Origin of the sequence: Ancylobacter aquaticus (assembly GCF_004339465.1) — a bacterium.
GTDB classification, from domain to species: Bacteria; Pseudomonadota; Alphaproteobacteria; order Rhizobiales; family Xanthobacteraceae; genus Ancylobacter; species Ancylobacter aquaticus.
Window position 1 is genome coordinate 219,285 of the sequence record NZ_SMFY01000002.1, and the last position, 24,245, is coordinate 243,529.

General features: G+C 66.2%; 24 protein-coding genes and 1 pseudogene. 5 read left to right on the forward strand and 20 right to left on the reverse strand.

The window, feature by feature from the left end:
- Nucleotides 1-5: 5 nt before the first annotated feature.
- The 6 genes from soxX to EV667_RS10565 form a co-directional block, all read right to left on the reverse strand.
- Nucleotides 6-494, reverse strand: coding sequence for a sulfur oxidation c-type cytochrome SoxX (gene soxX, locus EV667_RS10540; protein ID WP_245516102.1), 489 nt, complete (start codon nucleotides 492-494; stop codon nucleotides 6-8).
- A complete protein-coding gene (locus EV667_RS10545; protein ID WP_131835313.1) occupies nucleotides 491-1,762 on the reverse strand; it encodes an NAD(P)/FAD-dependent oxidoreductase in 1,272 nt (423 codons plus the stop codon). The genes soxX and EV667_RS10545 overlap by 4 nt, the downstream gene beginning before the upstream one ends.
- Nucleotides 1,743-2,048 carry a c-type cytochrome gene (locus EV667_RS10550; RefSeq protein ID WP_131835314.1) on the reverse strand — a complete coding sequence of 102 codons (306 nt, stop codon included), beginning with the start codon at nucleotides 2,046-2,048 and terminating at the stop codon, nucleotides 1,743-1,745. The genes EV667_RS10545 and EV667_RS10550 overlap by 20 nt, the downstream gene beginning before the upstream one ends.
- On the reverse strand, nucleotides 2,048-4,240 hold the full coding sequence (locus EV667_RS10555) for a xanthine dehydrogenase family protein molybdopterin-binding subunit (protein WP_131835315.1): 2,193 nt from the start codon (nucleotides 4,238-4,240) through the stop codon (nucleotides 2,048-2,050). Before EV667_RS10555 ends, EV667_RS10550 begins: the two co-directional genes overlap by 1 nt.
- 11 nt (nucleotides 4,241-4,251) lie before the next feature.
- Complete coding sequence (locus EV667_RS10560; protein WP_131835316.1) at nucleotides 4,252-4,710, reverse strand: (2Fe-2S)-binding protein; 459 nt, start codon at nucleotides 4,708-4,710, stop codon at nucleotides 4,252-4,254.
- A gap of 221 nt (nucleotides 4,711-4,931) precedes the next feature.
- Nucleotides 4,932-5,837: an SDR family oxidoreductase gene (locus tag EV667_RS10565; RefSeq protein ID WP_131835317.1), complete on the reverse strand. Its 906-nt coding sequence runs from the start codon at nucleotides 5,835-5,837 to the stop codon at nucleotides 4,932-4,934.
- Nucleotides 5,838-5,924: 87 nt separating this feature from the next.
- Here EV667_RS10565 and EV667_RS10570 point away from each other — a divergent pair, with 87 nt between their 5' ends.
- Nucleotides 5,925-6,752 (forward strand): helix-turn-helix transcriptional regulator, encoded by an 828-nt coding sequence (locus EV667_RS10570; RefSeq protein ID WP_131835318.1) that lies wholly within the window; start codon nucleotides 5,925-5,927, stop codon nucleotides 6,750-6,752.
- 80 nt (nucleotides 6,753-6,832) lie between these two features.
- A complete protein-coding gene (locus EV667_RS10575) occupies nucleotides 6,833-7,759 on the forward strand; it encodes an AraC family transcriptional regulator (RefSeq protein ID WP_131835319.1) in 927 nt (308 codons plus the stop codon).
- On the opposite strand, the gene EV667_RS10580 is transcribed toward EV667_RS10575, so the two are convergent.
- From EV667_RS10580 to EV667_RS10635, 11 genes and pseudogenes are all read right to left on the reverse strand, one after another.
- Nucleotides 7,717-8,715, reverse strand: coding sequence for an XdhC family protein (locus tag EV667_RS10580; protein ID WP_131835320.1), 999 nt, complete (start codon nucleotides 8,713-8,715; stop codon nucleotides 7,717-7,719). The genes EV667_RS10575 and EV667_RS10580 overlap by 43 nt on opposite strands.
- Nucleotides 8,716-8,757: 42 nt before the next feature.
- Nucleotides 8,758-10,977: a xanthine dehydrogenase family protein molybdopterin-binding subunit gene (locus tag EV667_RS10585; RefSeq protein ID WP_131835321.1), complete on the reverse strand. Its 2,220-nt coding sequence runs from the start codon at nucleotides 10,975-10,977 to the stop codon at nucleotides 8,758-8,760.
- Between the two features lie 3 nt (nucleotides 10,978-10,980).
- Nucleotides 10,981-11,433, reverse strand: a complete 453-nt coding sequence (locus EV667_RS10590; RefSeq protein WP_131835322.1) for a (2Fe-2S)-binding protein — start codon at nucleotides 11,431-11,433, stop codon at nucleotides 10,981-10,983.
- Between the two features lie 277 nt (nucleotides 11,434-11,710).
- Complete coding sequence (locus EV667_RS10595; RefSeq protein WP_131835323.1) at nucleotides 11,711-12,241, reverse strand: nuclear transport factor 2 family protein; 531 nt, start codon at nucleotides 12,239-12,241, stop codon at nucleotides 11,711-11,713.
- Nucleotides 12,242-12,294: 53 nt separating this feature from the next.
- On the reverse strand, nucleotides 12,295-12,867 hold the full coding sequence (locus tag EV667_RS10600; protein ID WP_207907735.1) for a Cif family virulence factor: 573 nt from the start codon (nucleotides 12,865-12,867) through the stop codon (nucleotides 12,295-12,297).
- A 395-nt stretch (nucleotides 12,868-13,262) separates the two neighbouring features.
- Complete coding sequence (locus tag EV667_RS10605) at nucleotides 13,263-14,180, reverse strand: SDR family oxidoreductase (protein WP_131835324.1); 918 nt, start codon at nucleotides 14,178-14,180, stop codon at nucleotides 13,263-13,265.
- Nucleotides 14,181-14,345: 165 nt separating this feature from the next.
- Nucleotides 14,346-15,095 carry a DUF2306 domain-containing protein gene (locus EV667_RS10610; protein ID WP_245516103.1) on the reverse strand — a complete coding sequence of 250 codons (750 nt, stop codon included), beginning with the start codon at nucleotides 15,093-15,095 and terminating at the stop codon, nucleotides 14,346-14,348.
- A gap of 189 nt (nucleotides 15,096-15,284) precedes the next feature.
- Nucleotides 15,285-15,752: a DUF2147 domain-containing protein gene (locus tag EV667_RS10615; RefSeq protein WP_131835326.1), complete on the reverse strand. Its 468-nt coding sequence runs from the start codon at nucleotides 15,750-15,752 to the stop codon at nucleotides 15,285-15,287.
- Between the two features lie 223 nt (nucleotides 15,753-15,975).
- Nucleotides 15,976-16,713, reverse strand: coding sequence for a plasmid pRiA4b ORF-3 family protein (locus EV667_RS10620; RefSeq protein ID WP_245516104.1), 738 nt, complete (start codon nucleotides 16,711-16,713; stop codon nucleotides 15,976-15,978).
- 12 nt (nucleotides 16,714-16,725) lie between these two features.
- A pseudogene (locus EV667_RS10625) lies at nucleotides 16,726-16,968 on the reverse strand (hypothetical protein); the annotation flags it as partial.
- A 233-nt stretch (nucleotides 16,969-17,201) separates the two neighbouring features.
- On the reverse strand, nucleotides 17,202-18,158 hold the full coding sequence (locus tag EV667_RS10635; RefSeq protein WP_131835327.1) for an AraC family transcriptional regulator: 957 nt from the start codon (nucleotides 18,156-18,158) through the stop codon (nucleotides 17,202-17,204).
- Between the two features lie 168 nt (nucleotides 18,159-18,326).
- On the opposite strand from EV667_RS10635, the gene EV667_RS10640 reads away from it, so the two are divergent.
- From EV667_RS10640 to EV667_RS10650, 3 genes are all read left to right on the forward strand, one after another.
- Nucleotides 18,327-19,643: an MFS transporter gene (locus EV667_RS10640; RefSeq protein ID WP_131835328.1), complete on the forward strand. Its 1,317-nt coding sequence runs from the start codon at nucleotides 18,327-18,329 to the stop codon at nucleotides 19,641-19,643.
- Nucleotides 19,644-19,755: 112 nt separating this feature from the next.
- Nucleotides 19,756-20,397 (forward strand): DedA family protein, encoded by a 642-nt coding sequence (locus tag EV667_RS10645; RefSeq protein WP_131835329.1) that lies wholly within the window; start codon nucleotides 19,756-19,758, stop codon nucleotides 20,395-20,397.
- A 76-nt stretch (nucleotides 20,398-20,473) separates the two neighbouring features.
- Nucleotides 20,474-21,100 carry a class I SAM-dependent methyltransferase gene (locus EV667_RS10650; RefSeq protein WP_131835330.1) on the forward strand — a complete coding sequence of 209 codons (627 nt, stop codon included), beginning with the start codon at nucleotides 20,474-20,476 and terminating at the stop codon, nucleotides 21,098-21,100.
- On the opposite strand, the gene EV667_RS10655 is transcribed toward EV667_RS10650, so the two are convergent.
- The 3 genes from EV667_RS10655 to EV667_RS10665 form a co-directional block, all read right to left on the reverse strand.
- Nucleotides 21,093-21,341 carry a hypothetical protein gene (locus EV667_RS10655; RefSeq protein WP_131835331.1) on the reverse strand — a complete coding sequence of 83 codons (249 nt, stop codon included), beginning with the start codon at nucleotides 21,339-21,341 and terminating at the stop codon, nucleotides 21,093-21,095. The genes EV667_RS10650 and EV667_RS10655 overlap by 8 nt on opposite strands.
- Before the next feature lie 106 nt (nucleotides 21,342-21,447).
- Nucleotides 21,448-22,872 carry a basic amino acid/polyamine antiporter gene (locus tag EV667_RS10660; RefSeq protein WP_131835332.1) on the reverse strand — a complete coding sequence of 475 codons (1,425 nt, stop codon included), beginning with the start codon at nucleotides 22,870-22,872 and terminating at the stop codon, nucleotides 21,448-21,450.
- A 132-nt stretch (nucleotides 22,873-23,004) separates the two neighbouring features.
- Nucleotides 23,005-24,243, reverse strand: coding sequence for an arginine deiminase (locus tag EV667_RS10665; RefSeq protein WP_131835333.1), 1,239 nt, complete (start codon nucleotides 24,241-24,243; stop codon nucleotides 23,005-23,007).
- Nucleotides 24,244-24,245: the final 2 nt, after the last annotated feature.

Sequence of the window (24,245 nt, forward strand, 5' to 3'; positions counted from 1 at the left end):
ATGGCTTATTCCTTCAACGTCACGAGATAGGCGACCAGATGCTCGATCTCGGCCGCGCCGAGCACCGGCTTGCCCTGCCAGCCAGGCGCAATCCGCGCGCTGGCGGGCAGCGCATGATAGGTGGGCATGATGCTCTCCGGGTTGAGCCGCTTCATGTCGACGATGCGCAGCCGGATTTGCCCCTCGCTGAGCCGCGAGCCGATGCCTGCCAAGCTCGGCGCCAGTGTGCCCTGCAGCCGTTCCACGCCGGAGGGGAGGGCGTGGCACAGGATGCACAGACTGCGGTGACGCTCGCCGATCAGCGCCTCCCCGAGGGCAGGGTCGCCGCGCTGCACGGCAAGCGGTTCTGTGATCGCGTCGTCCGTGACGACATAGGGCACGACTTGTCGATTGGTTGCGGATTCTTGGCCCAAACCCTCTTGCGCCCGCGCATGGCCCGATACCCCCGCGACCAGCGCCAGTGTGCTCCAGGCGAGCGCCAGAGCCGTGCTCACCCGAACGCCTCGGTGGTGATCGTGCCGAACCACGCCTCGCCATAGGCTGCCTCCTCGGCGCGCACGGCCTGCGGGGCGTCGAGCGGCGAGGTGCCGCCGGCGCCTTCGACCTCGGCGAGCAGGCCGTTCTGCGGGCTGTACACGCCGGCGATGGAGATGCCGTAGTCCGGTGCCAGCAGGCTGTAGCAGGTGTTGATCAGCTTCGGCTCGGCCGGCATGCGGCCGCGCAGCAGCGCGATGACGGCGCTGGCGCAGGCCTTGGCCTGGGCGTTGGCCGTGAAGGCGGATTTCGGCATGGCCCCGCCAATGGCGGCGTCGCCGATGACATGAACGCCAGGCACAAGGCGGGACTCAAACGTGACGGGGTCGATGGGGCACCAGCCGGTCTGGTCGGCGACGCCGGCAATGGAGGCAATGGCGCCGGCGCGCTGCGGGGGGATGACATTCGCCACCGCCGCGCGATGCTCTCCGAATTCCGTGCGCAGGGTCCAGGTCGCAGCGTCCACCTCGGTCACGCGGCCGCCGAAGGACAGCCCGACCCATTCGATCATGCCTGGATAAAGCGTAGCCCAGCCGGCCTGGAACAAGCGCTGCTTGGAGAAGGCGTCCTTGGCGTCGAGGATGAGGATCTTGGAGCGCGGCTTGTGCGTCTTGAGGTAGCTAGCAACCAGGCTCGCCCGCTCATAGGGGCCAGGCGGGCAGCGAAACGGATTGGGCGGCGCGGAAATGACAACGAGCCCACCATCGGGCATCACCTCCAGTTGCCGGCGCAGCAGCAGGGTTTGCTCACCCGCCTTCCAGGCATGGGGCATCAGCTCTGCCGCAGCGGCGTCATAACCGGGGATGGCGTCGAACCGCATGTCGATGCCAGGCGCCACGACGAGTCGGTCATAGCCGAGCCGTACCTCGTCGGCGAGCACGACGCGACGCTGGTCCGCCTCCACCCGCACCGCTTTTTGCGGCACATGAATGATGCCGTCCGCCTCGATCCCGGCATAGCCGAAATGCTGGGCGTTCATGTCGCGCAACCCGGCGATCACCGAATTGCTGAGCGGGCAGGCGGTGTAGTGCGCATTGGGCTCGATCAGGGCCACCGCGATGCCGGGGTCTTCGCGCTTGAGGGTACGGGCAACACTCGCCCCGCCGAACCCGCCGCCAATCACCACCACTCTTGGTGGAGCCTGCGCCAGCACGGAAGGGCTGGCCAAGGCGACACACGCCCCCGCTGCCAGCCCGCCGAGAACGCGCCTACGGCTGAGCGGGAGCATTGCCTCCAGCGGCGAAGTACTCGGCGATGGCCTGTGTTTCCTCATCGGTGAAACCCTTGGCAATGCGCGCCATCACGGTCGAGCGGCGTTCGCCCGAGCGGAACGCCGCCATCTGCGCCGCGATCTGCTCGGCCGGCTGCCCGTTGAGGCTTGGCACCGGCCCATTGGTTGCGGTGCGCGGATGACAGCCGGAGCACGAGGCCGCCCCGCGCGGGGGCGCGGCCTCCGCCGGCGCAGCGGAGATGAAAAGCCACAGCGCCGGCAGCATGAAATGAAACAGGCGCATCACGCAAGCTCGTGGTTCTTCAGCGGCATGGTGCGGTAGCGCTTGCCGGTGGCGGCAAACAGCGCGTTGAGCACCGCCGGGGCGGCGACGGCAATGGTGGGCTCGCCCACCCCGCCCCAGAAGCCGCCGGAGGGCAGCATGATGGTTTCCACGGCGGGCATCTGCGCCATGCGCAGCACCTCGTAGGTGTCGAAGTTCTCCTCCTCCATCCGTCCGCCGGCCAGCGTGCATTCGCCATAGAGGCAGGCCGAGAGGCCGTAGACGAAGGACCCCTCGACCTGCCGCTCGACCTGCGCCGGGTTTACCACATGGCCGGGATCGGTGGCGGCGACGATGCGGTGGATCTTCAGCTCGCCGTTCTCCACCGACACTTCGGCGGCGGCAGCGACATAGGAGCCGAAACCCATGATCTGGCCGAGACCGCGAAAGCGCCCTTCAGCCGGCGGCGTGTCCCAGCCGATTCCGTTCGCCGCGGCTTCCAGCACCGCGAGATGCTTGGGATGGTTCGCCATCAGCTTGCGGCGGAAAGCGAGCGGCTCGGCGCCTGCGGCATGGGCCAGTTCGTCGATGAAGCATTCGACATAGATTGCGTTCTGGTTGAGGTTCACCCCGCGCCAGAAGCCGGGCGGCACCGGCGGGTTGCGCATGGCGTGGTCGATCAGGAGGTTCGGCACGGTATAGGCGAGGTGACCCTCCGGCAGCTTCGCCGTCAGCCCCTGGAACACCACCGGGTCCATGCCGCCCTGCATACCTTCCGGCCGCACTGCCGCGAGTATCGACTGGCCGGAAATACGCAGGTGCAGCGCCGTGAGATTTCCCTCTGCGTCCAGCGCCCCGGTGAGCTTGGCCTGTGTGGTCGGGTGATAGGCGCCGTGCAGCATGTCCTCCTCACGCGTCCACAGCAGCTTGACCGGGGTGCCCGGCATCTGCTTGGCGATGCTGACCGACTGGCGGACATAGTCCTGGAAATTGCCGCGCCGCCCGAAGCCACCGCCGAGATGGATCTTGTACACTTCGCACTGGCCGACCGGCAGGCCGGCCGCCTCGGCGACGGCGGCGAGGCTGGCTTCGCCGTTTTGGGTGGGCACCCACACCTCGCATTTGTCAGCGGTATAGAGCGCGGTGGAATTCATCGGCTCCATGGTGGCGTGGTTCTGGTAGGGATAGGCATAGGTGGCGGTGATCACCTTGCCGCCGGCGGCCGACACGCGGGCAAACTCGGCCTTGGCATCGCCCTGGCTGTTGCCGATGAACGCCTCTTCGGCCTCAAGCCCTTCCGCCAGCATCGCCCGGATATCCGCGCTGCTCAGGTCCTTGTTGGGACCCTCGTCCCAAATGATCGGCAGCGCGTCGAGCGCGGTCTTGGCGCGCCACCAAGTGTCGGCGACAACGGCGACGGAGCGATCGTCGACCTTCACCACCTTCTTCACGCCCGGCATTTTTTCAACCGCCGACGCATCGAAGCTAGTGAGCGTGCCGCCGAAGACGGGGCAGGCCTTGATCGCCGCGTTCAGCATGCCGGGAAGCTGAAGGTCGGCGCCGTAAACCTGCTTGCCGGTGAGCTTCTCCACCGTGTCGAGGCGCGGCAGCGGCTTGCCGGCGATCTTCCAGTCCTTCGGGTCCTTGAGCGTCACCTCGGCCGGCGGCGTCTGGCGCCCGGCAGCTTCCGACACCTCGCCGAAGCGCAGGGTGCGCCCGCTGGGGCCATGGGTGATGACGCTGTTGGCTGCCGTGCACTCACTGGGGGGCACGCCCCACTGCTCAGCCGCCGCAGCCACCAGCATGTGGCGGGCCGCGGCGCCACCCTTGCGGACATAGTCATGCGAATCGCGGATGCCCCGGCTGCCGCCGGTGGAGTAGCTGCCCCAGACGCGGTCGCGCTTCAGGTTCTCTCCCGGCGTCGGGTATTCGGTCGTGACCTTCGACCAATCGCCTTCGAGCTCTTCGACGACCAACTGGGCGAGGCCGGTGAGCGTGCCCTGCCCCATTTCCGAGCGGGCGATGCGGATAACGATCGTGTCGTCCGGCTTAACCACCACCCAGGCATTGATCTCGGGCGGCAGCGTCGCGGCAGTGTCCTGCGCCAGTGCCGGCGCTATGAACGGGATATGGAAGCCGAGCGACAGGCCGCCGAGCGAGGCGGCCGAGCCGACGATGAAATTCCGGCGCGAGACCGACTGAACAATGCTCATGGCGCTCTCCCTCAGCCGGCTTTGCCGTCGGCTGCCATATGGATGGCAGCGCGGACGCGGTTATAGGTGCCGCAGCGGCAGATATTGGTGATCTCGGCGTTGACGTCGTCGTCGCTCGGCTTGGGGTTGGTCTCAAGCAGGCTCGCCACCGCCATGATCATGCCGGTCTGGCAGTAGCCGCACTGGGGAACCTCGAGCGCGAGCCACGCCTTCTGCACCGGGTGCGAGCCATCGGGCGACAGGCCCTCGATGGTGACGATCTTCTGGGTGGGCTCGATGGCCGAGAGCGGCATCACGCAGGAACGTGTCGCTACCCCGTCAATATGCACGGTGCAGGCGCCGCATATGGCAATGCCGCAGCCGAACTTGGTGCCGGTAAGGCCAACCTGCTCGCGAAGCACCCAGAGAAGCGGCGTATCGGGCTCGGCCTCGATGTTGTGCGTCTGCCCGTTGACGGTGAGCTGGACCATGGTGGACTCCCGGCTGGAGAAACGGTGCATGCCGCGCGGGCCGCAAGCATGAGAACTCCCGGCGACAGGGCGGCTGGCGTTGTTCGACCGATGAACGCTAGGGAAGCGCTGTCGCAGAAGCGTGCCGCGCGCGGGTCTTATTGTCGCGAGCTGTCGCAGGGGCAGCCCTTGATAAGAATTGATACAAAGTGGGGCGCCAAGCGACGAGCGCCCCACCGCTCTCAATGCGCGCCGACCGGGAAATAACCCGCTTGCCCGATGTCGGTCAGAAGGTCCGGCCCGGTTGGCTGCCACCCCAGAAGGCGCCGGGTCCGTTCACTGGCGGCCGGCTCGTCGAGCGCTGTGAAGCGGGCGAACCAGCCGAAATGCTCGCGCGCTTCGTCCGGGCTCAGCGACACGCAGGGGAGGTCGAGTCCGGCCGCGATGGCCTGCGCGATCTCCCGGAAGGGGATGCCCAGTTCGCCCGCCGCATGGAAGGTCTCGGCGCTCGGGCCGCGCTCGATGGCGAGGCGGAAGGCGCGGGCGGCGTCGGCGACATGCACGGCCGGCCAGGCGTTGGTGCCCTGGCCGATATAGGCGGAGCGGCCCTTTTCCCGCGCCATGTCGATCAGCATGGGCACGAATCCGTGGTCGCCCCTTCCGTGAACGGATGGCGGCAGGCGCATGATTGCGGTGGGGATACCACGGGCAGAAAGCGTGCGTGCCGCCATGTCGGACGCGCGCGGATAGAGATCGGACGGCGGCGGGGCGACGTCGTTTTCCGTCACGGGGTTTCCGGCGACTGCCAGACCGGCTAGCCCGGCGGTGACGATGAACGCCTTGCCCGTCCCCTCGATCGCAGCGCCGACCGCCTCGATGGCCGCGCGATCAATCGCACAGGCCTGCGCATAGCGCGCGAAATCGTGGATGAAGCCGGTGTGGATGATCGCATCGCAGCTCCGCGCGCCCTCGCGCAGCGTTTCCGGTGCCTCCAGTTCGCCACGAAGAACCTCCGCACCCGCTTGCCGGAGTCCGTCCGCGCTCCGGTCGGAGCGGGCCAGCCCCAAAACCCCGTGCCCGTTCGCCAGAAGTTCCGCCGTCACGGCCGAGCCGACAAAGCCGGTCGCGCCGGTCACAAATACTTGCATGACTATTCTCCTTCTTGTCGGCGAGGAGAATAAGAGCCAAACTATATCCAGTTAAATGAGTGACTTTATACAGGTATAATGTCTAACATGCTGCACGATGATGGTGCCACGCACCGGCTTGGCGCGTTCCTCAGGGACCGTCGACAGCGGCTCGACGCGGCCGCGCTCGGTTTTGGCGGTCGCCGGCGGACACCGGGCCTGCGGCGCGAGGAAGTGGCGCAGCGCGCCCATATCAGCACCACCTGGTACACATGGCTGGAGCAGGGGCGCGGCGGGGCTCCCTCGCCGCGCGTGCTGGATAGTCTTGCCCGTGCGCTGATGATGACCGAGGCGGAGCGGGAGCACCTGTTTCTGGTGGGCATCGGTCATCGTCCCAAGGCGCACGCCCCCGCGCAGGAGGGCATTTCGGGGCGGCTGCAGCGCTTTCTCGACGCCATGCCGACGATCCCGGCCACCGTTGCGACCGCCACCTGGGACATCATCGGCTGGAACCGCGCGGCGCGGCTCGCTCTCGCCGACTACGAGGCGATGGCGCCGGAGGAGCGCAACATCCTGCGGCGGATGTTCCTCGACCCTGTCACCCGCGCGGCCCAGACCGACTGGGAGGCCGTGGCCCGCTTCCTGGTCGCGACGTTTCGCGCCGAGACCGCGCGGGCCGGCGCCGACGAGCGCGCGGGGGAACTCGTCACCGAACTCTCAGCCGGAAGCGCCGATTTCGCCCGCCTGTGGGGCGAGAACGACGTGCAGATGACCGGGGAGGGCGCGAAGACGCTACGCCACGCGCTGGTGGGTGAGATCACCTTCGAGTTCTCGTCCTTCGCCATTGATGGCAGGCCGGACCTTCGGCTGATGGCCTATGTGCCCGCAACGGCCGTCGACATTGAGAAAATGAGCCGACTTTGCTGCGTCTCTTAGTTGCGTTTCGTCAATCCCGTCTGCATCACTAGAGAACTCATTTGCCGGCTCTCTATCAACAGGACCAGCTCTGGAACGCCATGGATCCGCTCTCTGACGTCCTCTCTCTGCTGAAGCCCCATGCCTATGTTTCCTCCGGTTTCGAGGCCGGGGGCGACTGGGCGGTGCAGTTCGGCGACCAGAGTGCGCTGATCAAGTGTTACGCCGTCGTCTCCGGCGGCGGCTGGCTCACCGTCGAGGGGGTGAGCGAGCCGGTGCGGCTTGAGACCGGCGAGTGTTTCGTGCTGCCGAGAGGCCGCCCGTTCCGAATGGGCAGCTGCCTCACTCTGGCGGCCACACCCTCTCGCGAGATATTCCCGCCTGCCCGGAATGGCGGAGTGGTGAAGCTGAATGGCGGCGGCGGATTCGCCCTTGTCGGCAGCCGTTTCGGCGTCAGTGGCCACCATGCCGACATGCTGCTCGGGTTGCTGCCGCCGATTGTCCATATCACCGGGCAGGCGGGACAGACGGCGCTGCGCTGGTCGGTTGAGGAAATGATGAAGGAGTTGCGCGAGCGCCAGGCCGGCAACGCGCTGGTGCTCCAGCATCTCGCCCATATGATGCTGGTGCAGGCGCTTCGCGTGCATCTGGAGGCCGGCGCCGGCGTCGGCTGGCTGTCCGCGCTGGCGGACCGGCAGCTTGGGGCGGCGATCCGGGCGATCCACGCCGATCCCGCCCATGGCTGGACCCTGCAGGATCTGGCTGAGCGGTCCGGCATGTCACGCACGACCTTCGCGCTGCGGTTCCGGGAGAACGTGGGCGAGCCACCGATGCAATATGTCGCCCGCTGGCGCATGCTGCTCGCCGGAGATCGGCTGGAGAATAGCGGCGATCCCATCGGGGTGATCGCGCTGGCGCTGGGCTATGAATCGGAAAGCGCCTTCAGCACCGCGTTCAAGCGGGTCATGGGCTGTTCGCCACGCCATTATGGGCGCATGTCCCGGGCCGTTACCCGAGCGGCGGAATAGCGGCGCGCAACCGGTGGAGGATCAAGCGAGACGAGAGACGGAAACTGCCTCTGCTCGGCTTCCATGATTTCCGCGAGGATCGACACCGCAATGGCATGGGCGCTCTTCGTGCCATGGAACAACCCGGCCGGTCCGCGTATGCGCGCCACCTCCGCCGCGCTGAATCCCGCGTTGAGCAGGCGTTGGCGGCGCGCCGCATGCACCATCCGGCTGCCCTGCGCGCCAATGTAGAAGGCTTCGCTCGCCAATGCGGCCGCGAGGAACTCGTATTCCCATTCGTGATCGTGGAACATCAGGACAAAAGCGGTGCGCGCATCCGCTGCGAACTCCTCGGCATGGCCGGTACTGTGGATGGGCCGGGCGAGCACCCCGTCCCGGGCGCAGGCCGCGCGCGTCGGCGCGTCTGGCGAGAGCAACTCGGTCTCGAAGCCACTGACCTTGCCTAACAGCAGGAGTTGAGCCGCTGCGGGGCCGACCCCGGCCACAATAAGCCGCCGGTTCGGGCGGTAGTGCCGCGTCAGCATCAGGCCCTGCTCGCCCGGGGCCGGACCGATTTCAACCGTGCTCTCCTCGCGAGCCAGATACGCCTGTTCCAGTTTCTCCAGCCGGGCGATGGTCGCCGTGACGTCGAAATAAAGCGCGATCGCGCTGCCACAGGGCAACTGGATATCGAGATATTGCGAGTCCTTGCCATACCGGACGAGACGGTTGGCGCCGGCTTCCATCGCCTCGATCGCCTCGGTTATCACGGCACGTTCAAGGCAGCCCCCCGAGAGATAGCCGACGGCTTCGCCGGCTTCGGTGACGGCCATCTGGGCGCCGAGCTGGCGCGGGGCGGCGCCATCGATTGAGAAGAGCGTGACAATCGCGACACGCTTGCCCTCGCGCAGGCGCGCAAGGGCGAAGTCGATGACTTGATCGGCGAAGGGGTCCCAGCTACCATCGGGCCTCTGCATGGATTGGTTCCCTGAATATGTAAGAAAGGGTCGCCGGTCTTCTCATCCAGCGAGCGCCGCCTTCACCCGTTCCGGCAGGAACGGGTAGTGGCGCAGCCGCACCCCGCCAGTGAGGCGGGCCACGGCATTGGCGATGGCCGGCCCGATTGGCGGCAGGCCGACTTCGCCGATGCCGGCCGGCTTGTTCTCCGGCGTCGGCGTCACCTCGACATGGATGCGCGGCATCTCCGACATGCGCAGGAGGCGGTAGGTGTCGAAGTTGGTTTCCTGCACCTCGCCCGCCACGATGTTGATCTGCTCATAGAGCGCGTGGCTGATGCCGAAGAGGATGGCGCCGGCGACCTGCGCCTCGATGTTGCGCGGCTGGATGGCGACGCCGGGATCGACCACGCACCACACCTCGTGCAGGCGGATCTCTCCGCTTTCGCGGTCGAGTGAGACTTCCGCGACCTCGGCGCAATGCCCGCCGAAGGCGTCGGTATAGGCAAGGCCCAGCGCGCGGTCTTCACGCGGCCGCTTCCAGTCCGCCATAGCGGCCACCGCCTCAATCACCTTCTGCGCGCGCGGCTGGCCGTTCAGAAGCTCAAGTCGTAGCGCCACGGGGTCGACGCCCCGCGCGGCCGCCACCTCGTCGATCATGCACTCCACGCCGAAATTGTTCTGGCCATAGCCGACGGCACGCCAGAAGCCGACATCGCGCCCGCTGTCCTGCCGGATGTATTCCACCAGATGCGCGGGGACGCGATAATTGAAGGTCGTCCCGTCCGTGACGACAGTGTCGAGCCCGCCATCACCCTTGAACATCTCCGGCATGGTGCGCGCGAAGATCGAGTCCGCGACCACGCGGTGACGCCATCCGACGATGTTGCCCGCGCCATCGACGCCCACCTCGACATGCTGCGCCGCAAGCGGCCTGTACTTGCCGTGCCGGACGTCGTCCTCGCGGCTCCAGACCACCTTCACCGGCTGGCCCTCGACCTCTTTGGCGAGCAGCACCGCGTCGGTGATGAAATCGTCCTCGGCCCGGCGGCCGAAACCACCGCCGATAAGGGTCGTGTGGACCTTCACCTTGTCTGGGCTCGTGCCCGCCGCCTCGGCGGCGAAGCGCTGCGTCGCCGTCGGCCCCTGCGTCGGTGCCCACACTTCTACCGTGTCGCCCGTCACCAGCGCCGTCGCGTTCATCGGTTCCAGGGTGGCATGGTGGACGAGATCGGTCAGGTAGTCAGCGACGATCACCCGCGTGGCGCCGGCGATGGCGGCCGGCGCAATTCCCTCCGCGCGCGCCGGCACGCCGGGCTGGGCGAGGTCGCGGCCGACTTCGCGGTAGGCCTGTGCCAACGACGCGCTGTCATAGGTACGGACCCGCGAAGAATTGCTCCAGCTGACGACCAGCGCCTCCCTGGCCCGCCGGACGGCATCGGTGCTCTCGCCGATGATCCCGACGCCATAGGCCAGCGTGACGATGCGCGTGACGCCCTTAACCGCCTTCGCGGCCGCATCGTCGATGCGCTCGGGACGCTCGCCGGGCACAGGCGGACGGAGCACGACGCCGTGCAGCATGTCCGGCAGATCCACATCGATGCCGAACTGCGCCGTGCCGTTGACCTTGGAGGGCACATCGACACGATCCACGTCGTGGCGGCCGATATAGCGCCATTGGCTCGCGGGCTTGAGATCCGCCTCGGTCGCCTGCGGCAGCGGATCGGGCAGCGACCCCGTTGCCGCGATCTCGCCATAGGAAAGCGCGCGCCCGCTGCCGGCATGCACAACGCGGCCGGGCTCGGTCGTGAGTTCGCCCACCGGCACGCCAAGCTGCGCGGCGGCGATGGCGAGAAGAACCTTGCGGGTCTGCGCGCCTGCAAGGCGCAGCAATTGGTAATAGCCGCGCACCGTTTCGCTGCCGCCGGTCAACTGGATGCCGTAGAATCCCGGATTGCCGTACCTCTCGGCATCGGAAGGGGCCTGCACGACCCGAACCTTCGACCAGTCGGCGTCCATGTCCTCGGCGATCAGCAGGGGCAGGGCGGTCTTCACCCCCTGACCCATCTCGGCTGCGGGAGATACGAGGCTAATCGTGCCGTCCGGGGCGATCGTCACCCACGCATTGGGCACTAGGCCCCCGGCCGCTGCCTGAGCGACCTCCGGCGCCAGCAGAAGCGCAGGGGCGCTGGCAAAGGCCACGGCGATGCCGGCGCCACCCAGGGTGACGAGGAAGCTGCGCCGTGACAGGGCGGTCGTGCGGGGCTGGAGATGTGGCGTCATGGTTCAGCTCTCCTGCGCGGCGCGTTCGACGGCGCGGATGATGCGGTCATAGGTGCCGCAGCGGCAGAGATTGCCGTCCATATGCGCGACGATCTCCTCGCGGCTTGGGCGCGGATTGCTGGCCAGAAGCCCCGCCGCCTGCATGATCTGGCCGGACTGGCAGTAGCCGCATTGAGGCACCTGCTCCGCGATCCACGCCTTCTGGAGGGGATGGCTGGAATCGGCGGAGAGGCCCTCTATGGTCGTCACCTGTCGGCCGGCGACCATGTCCAGCGGCGTCTGGCAGGCGCGCATGGGCTCGCCATCGATATGGACGGTGCAGGCACCGCAGAGCGCGATGCCGCAGCCATATTTGGTGCCGGTCAATTTGAGTTCGTCACGGATGACCCAGAGAAGCGGCGTGTCGGGCTCGGCGGCGACCTGAACGGCACGCCCGTTGATACTGAAAGCTGTCATGACGGCATCTCCCTTTCCCGGCCAAAGGTTTTCTGAAGGATGATGCCTGCCGCGCCAGGCGTAGGTGACACCGGCGCGGCCTGAACCCAGTCGCTCACTCTCATGGATAGCGCGACGACACGTGTCATCCCGATATTTCACAAGTAACGTCCGCGTGAAGCATCATTCATGCTCAGGATAGGGCGCTGCCTACAAGCTGACTATGCGGAAACGTCCGTCATTTATGTGAGATCGTGCGGGCCTCATCTGTCCTGCAATGTCGGATACACTGCCGGTCTCATTGAGGAGAAGGAGCGGGGATGCGCCGCAAAACGTCGTCATAAGGGGCGAGATCGAGAAATGCCGTCACCTCCACCGCCTGCCCGTCCTGCATGCGCAGGATCCAGGCGTAGCTGTTGGCATAGGCCTGACCGTCCTTGGCCGTTCCGACGCCATCCCAGTTTACGATTACATGGTCGCCATCCGCCCACACCGTCTTGTTCGTGGGCCGGATGGGGGTGGACAGGCGCGAGACGAACGGGCGAACGGCACGTTCGATAAAGGGCTCGCGTCCCTCGAAGCGGCCGGCGCTCGGCCCGGAGCCCTCGATCGTCCAGACAACGTCCGGGGAAAGGAGGTCAGTGAAGAAAGTCGTGCCCCCCGCCTGCCAGCGATCGAAAGCCTCGGTGACAATCTGGCGGTTGCGGGCCTCGGCCTCCGGCTCGGGCTGGGGCGACGCCATGGCGACAAGCGGTAACACGGCAGCGCTGGAGGCAAGGGCTACCGCCATCAGGGCGGCACGGAAGGGGGATGTGGGTGGCGATACCATCGCTTCGTTCCTTTATTGCTGAGATTTCGGGAAGGGCGCCTCGTCGGCCGGGCTCAATTGGCCGGGCGCGGCAAGATCGCGTCGATCTCCTCCTGGGTGACGCGACGCGACGAGTTGTGCTCGCGAACGATCTTCCAACCCTCCGGCGTGCACTGCCAGACGAGCGTCGAGCGGGTCCGGATGCCGACGATTTCGCCATTGCCGGCTTCGAGGGCGGCCGCGAATTCCAGTGTGGAGGTGGCGAGATCGCTGCCGATGATCGCCTCCGGGCCGTCTATGACGCGATGGCGGGCAGACTTCAGCGCGGTGAAGGGGGCGACCCAGAACGAGCCATATTCACCCGGGCTTCGCGCGACGCGGTATTGCGGATCGAAGTCGTCATAGAAGATGCCGTCACCGGACTCCCAGTGATAGTAGTCACCGAGCTTGGCGCGGAAGTCGAAGGGACCATCACCGGGGTGCTTTTCCCAGCCGACCAGAATCCATTCGCTGTGGCGTGCGGGCACGCTCGCCGGTCCTTCGGTCGCGCAGATGGGCGCGGCCGGGCGTTCAGCCGGCGTCTGGGCGATTGCCGGCGCGGCGAGAGCCGCTGCGGAAAAAAGGAGGCCGGCACAGAAGCGGCGCATGTCGTTTTCCTCATGTCCCGCACCGTTTGGGGGGCATCCTCCGCACGAAAACCTGAGCGGGATGGCAGCGGCGCGGATGTTTTTCGGACGTGCCAACACGGTTCGTTGGCAGTGAACGCGATGAACGGTCAAAATTCCGAATAAGTACCTTTATCCAGTGGGTTAATTGGGCCAAACCATAGTCGAAACGACCAAAAAACTCGGTGTTCATCTTCCACAACGATAAGTCCGCACGAGCGAGACGACAATTTACTGATTCATGACCAGCCTGTTAAAGGCGTCTAACCAATATCCCGCGATAGAGAGTGCGATCTGTACGGAATACCTCTACGGAAACGACAGAAAACGCGGCCGGCCACATCGCCGGCTGCGCCTTCGACGCCGCATTCGCGCGGCTATTCAAACCTCACCCCGGCCAATTTCTCGGACACCTCCCAAAGGCGCTTCGCCACATCCCTGTCCAGCGCCTGCGGCGGCGGGGGTTCCTCGGTAGGATGGCCGCGAGTCCCTGAGAGCCGGTCCGGACCATAATGGGCACCGTCCCGCGCTTCCGGATCGGTGGCGGCAAAGAGCGTCGGCAGCGCGCCCTGCGCTGCCGGCTGGAACATCAGCCGGAAGACGCGGCGCAGAAAATAGATGGTGGGGGTGGGCCCGCCGGGGGTGTTGAACAGAAGATCGGTCCGCGAGAGGCCGGGATGCGCCGCCAGGCTCTGCACGCCCCACCCTGCCGCGCTGCTGCGCCGGCTCAACTCGAAGGCGAACATGATGCAGGCGAGTTTCGACTGGGCGTAGACATGAAAGGCGCGATAGCTGCGCTCGGCCTGAAGATCGCTGAAATCAACGGCGCCCCGGCGTGCCGCAATGCTGCCTACGGTTACGACGCGCGGATCGCGACCCTTCTTCAGCAGCGGCATCAGCTGCGCGGTGAGTGCGAAATGGCTGAGATAATTGGTGCCGAACTGCAGCTCGAACCCGTCGCGCGTCTCGCGTCGCTGCGGCGGGGTCATGACGCCGGCATTGTTGATCAGCAGGTCGAGGCTCTCCTGTTCGCCGGCGAGACGCTCGGCGAAGGCGGCGACCGAGGCGAGGCTGGCAAGGTCGACCTCGCCGAACCGTATCCGCGCACCCGGAACGGCCTGCCGGATTGTGGCCAAGGCGGCGGCTCCCTTGCCGGGATTGCGTCCGGCGATCACGACGCTGGCGCCGGCGCGGGCCAGCGCGAGCGCGTCCTCATAGCCGAGGCCGCCGGTGCCGGTGACGAGTGCCGAGCGGCCATGTTGGGCGGGAATGTCCCGCGTGGTCCATCGTGTCATGATTGTTCCTTGCTTCGGGAGGGCCGGGGAAGCGGCGGCATCCGGCCGGTTTCACCTCGGCGCAAGAGTGACGGCCGCGCGGCGAACCGCCATGCCGAAACGCGGAGAAAACCTGCCTATTCCTCCAATTCTGCCGAATGAGGAAGCGGCGGCGCGTGGCGGCGTTCAGGCGAGGGCGTCGAGGATCCGTGGCGCCCAGGCGCGGGCGGTGAAGGTTGCCGTCATCACCGCGATCAGGACGGCCGAGACCAGAAAAAGCGCGGTGATTGCCAGATTGGCCGGCATTCCCCGTGGAGCCGCGCCCATGCGGATGGCGACCTCGGCTACGAGAAGATTGGGGATGTAGAAGAAGAACACCATGACCGCGTCGAACCAGCCGCTGAAATCCGCGGCGCGGCCAAGGCTACCGAACAGGAGGAACCAGAGGCCGTATTCCATGCGGTAGAGCCACGATCCGATCGTCAGCGCGAACAGCCGGATCGCCCAAGCACGGTGTTGCTCGAAGCGGCGAGCGCGCGCGTGGCTGTACGCCAGGGCGGCGCACAGCACCATCAGCGCGCCATAAAGGCCGAAGCCGACATCCATCAGAGGCCCGCCAATCGTGCCGCGCCCAAGGATGAAGCCGAGGCCCCCCAGCCCCGCCGCGCCGGCCGAAATAACGTAGAGCCGGCCGAGCCAGCGGTGAAGCGCCGGGGCGGCACGCCGCACGGGGCCGATGAGTTGGATCGGCCCCAGGAGCAGCAATATCCCGCCGGCGAGGAAATGGGCGCCGATGGCAAGTGTCGCCAGCGGCGCGTCGACCTCGTAGAGGCCTGGCAGGGCCTGGTTCCAGCGCTCGCCGGCGCCGCCGGCAATGGCGCCGCCGAAAAAGACGATGATGTAGGCGGCGAAGATGGCGCCGCTGATCCAGCTCACCGCGACGAGCGCACCTGCGCTCCAGCGCCGCGCAGTACCAAGAGCGTGCGGCGCTAGGTCATTACGCGTGAACGGGGCGGTGCCAGCGGACGGGCTCCGGTGGGTCGGGATCATCGGCGCTCCTTCCTCTGAGGGTTGCGGAGGCGGCGTGGAGCCCTGCCAATACCCAAGCCGAGCCACACACCCGCGTCACGGCACGCGGCGGAACACAATGGTCTGGCCAAGTAGCGGTGCGCCCATATAGGCGCGCACCTGCATCTTCTCGCCGACCAGTTCAGCCTGAACCGACATGGTGCGTCCCGTCATGCCGCTGTAGAAATTGCCGTCTTCCCAGCGGCGGTCGCGCGCGTCCCAGGTTAGGTTGGAGACGAAGACGATGCCTTCCAGCGATCGTCCGCGCAGGGCCGGATCAGGATTGAGCGTATCCTTCTTGAAGGTCGTGCCGTCGGCTTCCATCAACTGCTTGCCGTAGAGCATGCGGGCCGCGTAACTGCCGCCGGCATCGAACATTTCCAGCTTGATGTTACCGTTCTCGGCCTCCCAGACTCCAATGATCTGGTCCGGTGAGGTGGCCTGCGCAGCGGCTTCAATGGCGGTGAGGGAAAGCGCCGCAGCGGCGGTCGCGGCCAGAAGGCGTCCCTTGAGGGAGTTGGACATGACTGTCTCCTAAGGAGAATGGGAGGGGGCGAGGGATGTTCGACGTCCCGTCGCCTCGGTGCTGAGATGGCCGGGCTTGGCGCCTGCATCCGAGCGTGCCGCTTGGGACGAGCGCCGTTGGCCTCAGCGAGAGACCGCTCGGGACTGGCGGCCATCGAGGCGGGACGTTACCCCCCGGCGGTGCGGTGGCGAATGCCGGAATGCGCAAAAAATCTGCCTGTTCCTACAACCGCGTCGCGGGGGAGGGTCCCGGAGCGGCGGCGCCCGGGTGGGCGTGGCCCGCGTGCGGGCGGAGCCCAGGCAGTCGCCGGACTGGAATCAAAACGCCCCGCCGGCAGACCGCTTGTAACCCTCCGGTTCGGGCCACTACCGTTATGATCAGATCAGTTAATCTGGCCACGGCTTTTAGCGAACGCGGCTTTGCCGATGGCGCAGCGTCCGGCGAGCTTTTCGATGCGGGCGCACCGTACCAGCGCATGAGTTCGTCATGCTCCTCATGGCTGGGATCAGCGATGGCTTCGAGGAGGAGTTCAAAGCCCGGGATGCGGCCGACATCCTCGGGCGGCGCGCGGCGCTTATCATTGATGTCGCGCAGATAATCCATGGTGGGATCGGCCGCGGCGGTTGCCTCGATCGTGATCGTGTGCCGCCAGTCGTCGCCGAAGTCATAGGTGTAGCTGAGTTCGGTGACGCCGCGGTCGACGAGGACGCCGAGCTTGGTGGTCTTGGCGGAATAGGTCCTGTCGCGCAGGCTGTCCCATTCTGGATCGGGGATGGCAAAGCGCTGCTCTCCAGCGCGGAACTCGAACAGGTGAGTGTCCTCGAACGACATCACGGCCTCGATAACGTCGTGCACGGTTCTGAGCGAGGCGGTGAGCGGCACATCGACACGGCGCCAGATGGAGGGCTGCCAGTCATCCATCTCGATCTTCAGGCGAGCGATCCGATCGACATCGCTCACGCCGCGAGACCCCTAAGCTCTCGCGCCGCATGCCCGTGCGAGGGCAAGTTCGGAGCGCCGGCTTTGCGGTGTGTCGGCGATGCGAGCGAGCACGTCGGCAAACTCACAGCCTATCGGCACATGCTCGCATGTGCCGATAGGCCAGGCCTGCGGATCGATATCGTTGAGCCGGGCGGTGCCAATCAGCCCGTGCATGACGGCACCGCGCCCGGACCCGGCGGACAGCCATGCCTTGCGGCCAAGGGCGATGCCGCGCTCAAGCTCTCCAGAACAATCCGTTCCTTCGCCGCCTCGCTCCAGCGGCTCCGACGTCCCGTCTCGACAATCTCAAGCCGCTCGAGAGCGCTGTCTGTATGTCTGTCCATACGTCCAGTACCCAACCATCCAGGCGTTCCATCGCAAGGCGGCTCTCGCCGGACGGATACCGAACGCTTAGGGCTTAATGCGGGCGCGTTCGGCGCGATGAAAACGAGCGTTGAGGGCAGGCGTCAGGCGGGCGGAGCGGCCGGTCCCATCGAGGCTGTGGAGTGGGCCGGCATGTCGCGGCCGGTCAGCGACCGATACAGCCGATGCTGGTTCATGACGTCCCGCTTGGGGGCCACGCCGAACATGCGGGAGTATTCGCGGCTGAATTGCGAAGCGCTTTCATAGCCGACTTTGTAGGAGGCATCCGCCACGCTGGCTGCGTTTGCCACCATCAGCCGCCGCGCCTCAAGCAGGCGCAGTTGCTTCTGGTATTGCAGCGGCGTCATTGAGGTGAGCGCCTTGAAATGCTGGTGGAAGGAGGAGGGACTCATGCGCGCCGCCTCGGCGAGTTGCTCCACCCGCATGGGCTGGGCGATGTTGTCGCGCAGCAGGTGAATGGCCTTGGCGACCCGCTCGGTGTTCGACGCCGGCAAGGACAGCCGGCATATCTCAGCACCCTGCGGCCCGCTGAGCAGCCAGTAGCAGATGTCACGCATGACCGAGGGATAGAGGATGGGAATCGCCTTCGGATTGTCGGACATCCTCATGAGGCGGTGGATACAGTCCGCAAGAGCCTCGTCCACCTGAGTAACGAAGGCGCACGGGCCGCCACCCGGCGACGACGGCAGCTCTTCCAGTTGCTCGACCATGCCACGGACGACGGCGACGTCGAGGTCGACGGTCATGCCCACAAAAGGCTCATCGGCGCTGGCCTTGATGATTCGCCCGGAACCCGGCAGTTCGATACTCACCACCAGGCACTCCATGGCGCCATAGTCGAGCGTCTCGCTGCCGAAGAGAATCTGCTTGGCGCCCTGCAGAACGATGCAGAGCGAAGGCTGGTAGATCTTTCGGTTGGGCATCACTTCCTGAAAGGAACGTATGATATTCACCCCCGGCATCGGCGTCGGGAACAGACCCTGCCCACCGCCCTGGCTTTCGACATACGCGGTGATGGCATCAAAGAGCGATGACGGCACACAGGCCTCCGGTTCTTTTTTCCGCAACCCGCGCACCCGGCCCTGCCTCACGGAAGGGTTATGAGGGGCTGCAGGAATAGGCAGATTTATTGAGGTTTCGGGCATTCTGATCACACGGCACTCCTTCTAGCTTATTGGTGCGACCCAAAGCTGAGGAGCTTGCTTAGGATGACGGAAACTGCCGTGAGATCAATAGATGGATTAAAGGATATCCCTTATCCATCCGCCGAATCCGGTAGCGAATACGTGAGCGGCTGGCGTGTTTACGCAACACTTTTGACACTTTTCCTCGTGAGCACCATCTCGCAGGTGGATCGGATTTTGCCGTTCATTATGGCGGAGGCGATCAAGCTTGACCTTTCGCTGAGTGACACGCAGGTCGGCCTGCTCACCGGCATCCCTTTCGCAGTCTGTTACACCCTCCTCTCCATGCCACTCGGCCGCGCGGCCGATCGGGGCTCGCCGCGCTTCGTCCTGGTGATCTGCATACTGGGCTGGAGCGCAATGACGGCACTGGGCGGCGTGGCGGCAAGCTTCCTGTTGCTGGCGCTCACGCGCTTTGGCGTGGCCTCGGGCGAGGCCGGCGCCTTCCCGGCCGGCCATGCCATCATCGCCCGCAAAATCCGGCCCGAACGTCGCGGGCTCGCCATCGGGCTTTTCGCCATGGGCATGCCGATCGGCGCCATGGTGGGGTTCGCGGCCGGCGGCGCAATCGCCGACCAGCTGGGCTGGCGGGTCGCGCTGATCGGCGCGGGCGCCATCGGCGGACTTGTTGCCGTGCTGGTCCTTCTTGTCATTGGGCGGACGCCGACACTGCGACAGACCAGCACCACCGGCGAGAGCTTCTTGCGCTCCAGCGCCCGGCTGGTGGCGACGCCGGCCTTCCGCTGGCTTTTTATCGGCGCGATTGCGGTCGGTTTCGCCTCCGCGCCCTTCTATGCCTTCGCCGGGCCGTTCCTCATCCGCATCCATGGCTTCACCGCCGGAGAAGCGGGGCTCGCCTTTGGTCTGCTGCAGGGGCTGATGGGCATCATTGGAACCGTTGTCGGCGGGCGGATGTTCGATCGCGCGGTCCAGTCCGGTACGGGCCGAGTGCTGGGCCCGCCTGCCTACCTGTTCCTCATCGCCAGCGTGACCACCACAGCCGCGCTGTTCGCGCCCATAGGCTGGCTGTCCGTCGTCCTGCTGGTGCCGGGCATGCTGTCCTTCGCCTTCCTGCTGCCCTGGGCTTTCGGCGCCGCCCATCTCGTTGCCGGCAAGGGTAGGGAGGCCCAGGCCACCAGCATCGTGATGGTCGGCTCTGGCCTCATGGGCCCCGCGTTGGGACCTCTCCTCGTCGGCCTGATTAGCGACGCCGCGAGCGCGGCGCAGATTCCCAACGGCCTAGCGTTTGGCATGCTGGCCGTTCCGGTGGCGAGTGTCGCCACCGCCCTCGCCATGCTGACAGCCAATCGTCGCATCGCCGCCCTCTTCGCGAGCCGCTGACCGCCTCCACCCGATCCGATCCCTGAGGCCCGCGCCCGCTCGTGCGGGCCATGAACCCGCGCGCGCCCCCCGCGTGCTGGCGGCTCCACCCTTCGATAGAAAGATACCATCAATGGACTTCGACCCGGTTAGCACCGTCATGGTGTGGATCAGCACGTTTGGCCTGCTGGGACTCTTCACCGTTGCACTGACCGAGCGCTTCGTGCCGGTCATGCCCTCTTACGGCCTGCTGCTGGCGGTCGGCATCGCAGCGGCGGAGGGTACCTGGTCGCTGCCCGGGGCGCTGCTGGCGAGCGGTGCCGGCAGCCTGGTCGGCTGCGCGGCCTGCTTCTATGCGGTTCGTGTGCTGGGCGAGACGCGCTCCCGCCGCCTCGTCTTCGGCGCCGGCCGGCTCTTCGGCATGTCGACGGAACGCACCGATCGCTGGATCGGCACATTCCGCCGCAACCAGACGGTACTGGCGTTCTCGCTGCAGCTGCTGCCGACCGTCCGGCTGTTCGCCCCGGCCTTCGCCGCGCTGCTGCGCGGCCCTTCCGGCAGATTTCTGGCGGCGACCGCCGCTGGAATCGCGGTGTGGAACGGCGTGTTCGTCACGGCCGGCTATATCGCGGCGCACACCATCGATACGGCCAATGCGACTGTGCTGGCGCTGGGGGTGCTTGGAGGTGTGCTTGCCGTAGAAGCCGCCGTGATCGGCATCGGCCACAGCCTTCGCGCCCGCTGCGCGCCGAAGGTCGCGCTGCACCGGAACTGACAACCCTACTTTGCTCCATCTGCCGGCGCCCTGCATGGGCGTCGTCCCTCACACACCCAGGTTCGGAACTTCTGCAATGTCCTCACAATGTACGGGCGAGACGTTCGGCTTCTTCCAGGCATGGCTGCGCAGCCCGCTGCGCGTCGCCGCCATCGCTCCCTCGGGCCGCGCGCTCGCGCGCCTGATCACGAGCGAAATCTCGCGCGACACCGGGCCGGTCATCGAGCTCGGGCCGGGCACCGGGGCGTTCACGCGGGCGCTGATCACGCGCGGGGTGCGGCTGATGGACCTTGCCCTGATCGAGTTCGGTTCGGAATTCGCCGTCGCGCTGCAAGCCAGCTACCCCGCGGCGCGCACATTATGGATGGATGCCGCGCAACTCGATTCCGTCGAGCTGTTCGACGGCGAGCCGGCCGGAGCCACCGTCAGCGGCCTTCCGCTGTTGTCCATCGCCCCGCGCAAGGTGAGGGCGATCCTGATGGGCGCCTTCGACAAGATGCGGCCGGACGGCGCCTTCTACCAGTTCACCTACGGCCCGCGATGCCCGGTGCCGGCCCATGTACTGGGCTCGCTGGGGCTGGAAGCCGAGCGCATTGGCGGAACGCTCGCCAACCTTCCGCCCGCCGCCGTTTACCGCTTCCGCCGGATAAATCCGCACGCGCCGCGCCGGCCAGCCCCCGCACCGCACGATGCCGTTAGCTAGGGTCGAGCACACCGTCCGGCACTTGTCCGAAACGAGCAATCAGCACCGGCGGATCGGCGTCCCCGCTTTCCGGCTCGACATCGGCCGAGAAGGCGATGGCCCCGATCTGCACCAGACTCATTCGCTGGGCGATGCGTTCGGCATCGGCGGCGTTGCGGACCTCCATCGGTATGCCGGCCTTTATCGCCCCGCGCTTGCCCGCCACGAAGGGTTGGACGACGTAGAAGGTTTTCTTGGTCATGCGCGACTCCCGAGTTGTCGCACTCTGGCGTCAGGAGCTTGAACAAATCAAGAACAATCGAACCGTGCCAGCGCGTCGTTTCGCCGAAAGGCGACCGGAGACGTGATCAGATGCTTATGCGCCCGGTCGCCAGGCCGAAGATGGCGAGCACCGCGCCGGCGGCGACCGCCGCGAACAGCAGCCGTTCGACGGGCGTGAAAATGCGATGCCCGCGCTCGCGCTGCGCAAGGATGAAGAGCGCGGTGCCGGGTGCATAGATCACCAGCGACAGCAGCAGGAACTTCAATCCGCCCGCATAGATCAGTCCGACGGTGTAGAGCGTGGCGAGACCGGCGCGCACCACATCGCCCACGCGGCCCTCGGGCTTCTCGACATAGGTCTCGCCGCTCCACGCCAGTTTCAGCGCATAGGCCGCGACCAGCAGATAGGGCAGCAGGATCATCGACGAGGTGAGCTTGAGCGCCAGCAGAAAGGCCTGCTCGGCGAACAAGGTCATGATGAGAAAAAACTGCACCAGAAGATTGGTCAGCCACAGGGCGGCGAAGGGCACCTTGTTGCGGTTCTCGGCCCCGAGGAAGGCCGGCATGGTTTCCATTCGTGCGGCCGAGAACAGCACCTCGGCGGCCAGAAGCGACCATGAGAGATAGGCGCCGAGCACCGAGACGATGAGCCCGACGGATATGAACACCGCGCCCCAGGGCCCGACTACAGCCTGCAGCACGCCGGCCATGGAAGGGTTGCGCAGGCCCGCGAGATCGGGACGCAGCAGCACGCCATAGGACAGCATCGTCACCAGAACGAGGAGGCACAGCACGCCGGCAAAGCCCAGCAGCGTGGCGACGCCGACATCCGAGCGTTTTCGCGCATACCGCGAATAGACGCTGGCGCCCTCGATCCCGACGAAGACGAACACTGTGACCAGCATCGTGCCGCGCACCTGGTCGAACAGCCCGCCGGCATCCGCGCCACCCCAGAAATTCGCGGCGAAAATGTCAGCCTTGAAGCCGAAGCCGACGAAGACCAGGAACATCAGGATCGGGATGATCTTGGCGACGGTGACGATGGTGTTGAGCGCCGCCGCCTCCCGCACGCCGCGCAGGATAAGGAAATGAACGGTCCACACGCCGACCGAGGACACCGCGACAGCGATGACGGTATTGCCGTCGCCGAAGACCGGGAACAGTGCACCGAGCGTCGACTTGATCAGCACCCAGTAGGAGACATTGCCGAGACAGCAGACGGTCCAGTAGCCCAGCGCCGAGGCGAAGCCGAGATAATTGCCGAACCCATCCTTGGCATAGGCGAACACGCCGGCGTCGAGGGCGGGCTTGCGGCGCGACAGGGTCTGGAACACGAAGGCGAGCATCAACATGCCGCCGCCCGCTATTCCCCAGGCGATGAGCGCGCCGAGCCCCCCGGTGACGCGGCCGAAGGTCTGCGGCAGCGAGAAGATGCCGGCACCGACCATGGAGCCGACGACCATGGCGGTAAGGGTCGGCAGCGCGAATGTCTGTTGGCTGGGTTGGGTCATCAGGCGCCTGCAGCAACGGGATCGGCGCGCCGTTTCTCTCACCGATGTGAGAGCTATGGCGCGAGCGGGTGGCGAGGCGCGCGTGCGGGGCGCCAAGTCCCCCTCTCTCCAGTGGGGAGAGGGGGACGGCGATCAGTAATCCACCGCGTCCCGGATGATCGGGCAGGTCATGCAATGGCCGCCACCACGTCCACGACCGAGTTCGGAGCCGTCAATGGTGATGACCTCGATGCCGGCCTTGCGCAGCAGCGTGTTAGCGTAGGTGTTGCGGTCATACGCGAAGACGACGCCCGGCGAGGCGCAGACCAGATTGGCACCGGAATCCCATTGGGTGCGCTCGCGCATATAGTCGTTGCCGCCGGTGTGGACGACACGCATTTCCTTGAGGCCCAGCGCCTCGCGCACGGTCTCGACCAGGCCCCCCTTGTCCTTGTGCAGTTCGATCCCGCCCTTGCCGTTCGGGCGGTAGGAGAAGCACTCGATCTTGTCGACGATGTCGGGGTAGAGCAGCACGCAGTCCCGGTCGGCGAAGGTGAACACCGTATCGAGATGCATCGCCGCGCGCAGCTTCGGCATGGCGGCGATGATGACGCGCTCGGCGGCGCCCTGCTCGAACAGCGCGGCGGCAAGCTGACTTATGGCCTGGCGCGAGGTCCGCTCGCTCATGCCGATCAGCACGTTGCCCTTACCGATCGGCATCACGTCGCCACCTTCAAGCGTGGCGAGGCCCCAATCCTTGGTGGGGTCGCCCCACCACACCTTCACCTTGCCGGCGAAGTCCGGGTGGAATTTGTAGATCGAGGTGGTGAGGATGGTCTCTTCATGCCGCGCCGGCCAATAGAGCGGGTTCTGTGTCACCCCGCCATAGATCCAGCAGGTGGTGTCGCGGGTGTAGAGCGTGTTGGGCAGCGGCGGCAGCAGATACTCGTTGACGCCGGCGGCGTCGCGGATCAGCGCCAGCGTCTCGCCGCCGATGGTCTCGGGGAATTCATAGGTCGAGAGACCGCCGATAAGCGTCTCCGCCAGCTGGCGATTCGGCAGCCCGTCGAGATAGGAGCGCACTTCGTCAACGAAGCCGACGCCGATCGTGTTCGGCACCACCTGATGGTCGAGAATCCAGGCCTTTGCCTCGGGGATGGCGACCGTCTCGGTCAGCAGATTGTGCATCTCGACGACGTCGATGCCGCGGTCACGCATCTTGGTGATGAAGTCGAAATGGTCGCGCTTGGCGACATCGACCCACAGCACGTCGTCGAACAGGAGCTGGTCGCAATTGCTGGGCGTCAGGCGCTGATGGGCGCGGCCGGGCGCGCAGACCATGACCTTGCGCAGCTGGCCAACCTCGGAGTGAACGCCGAAGGGGGTTTCCATCA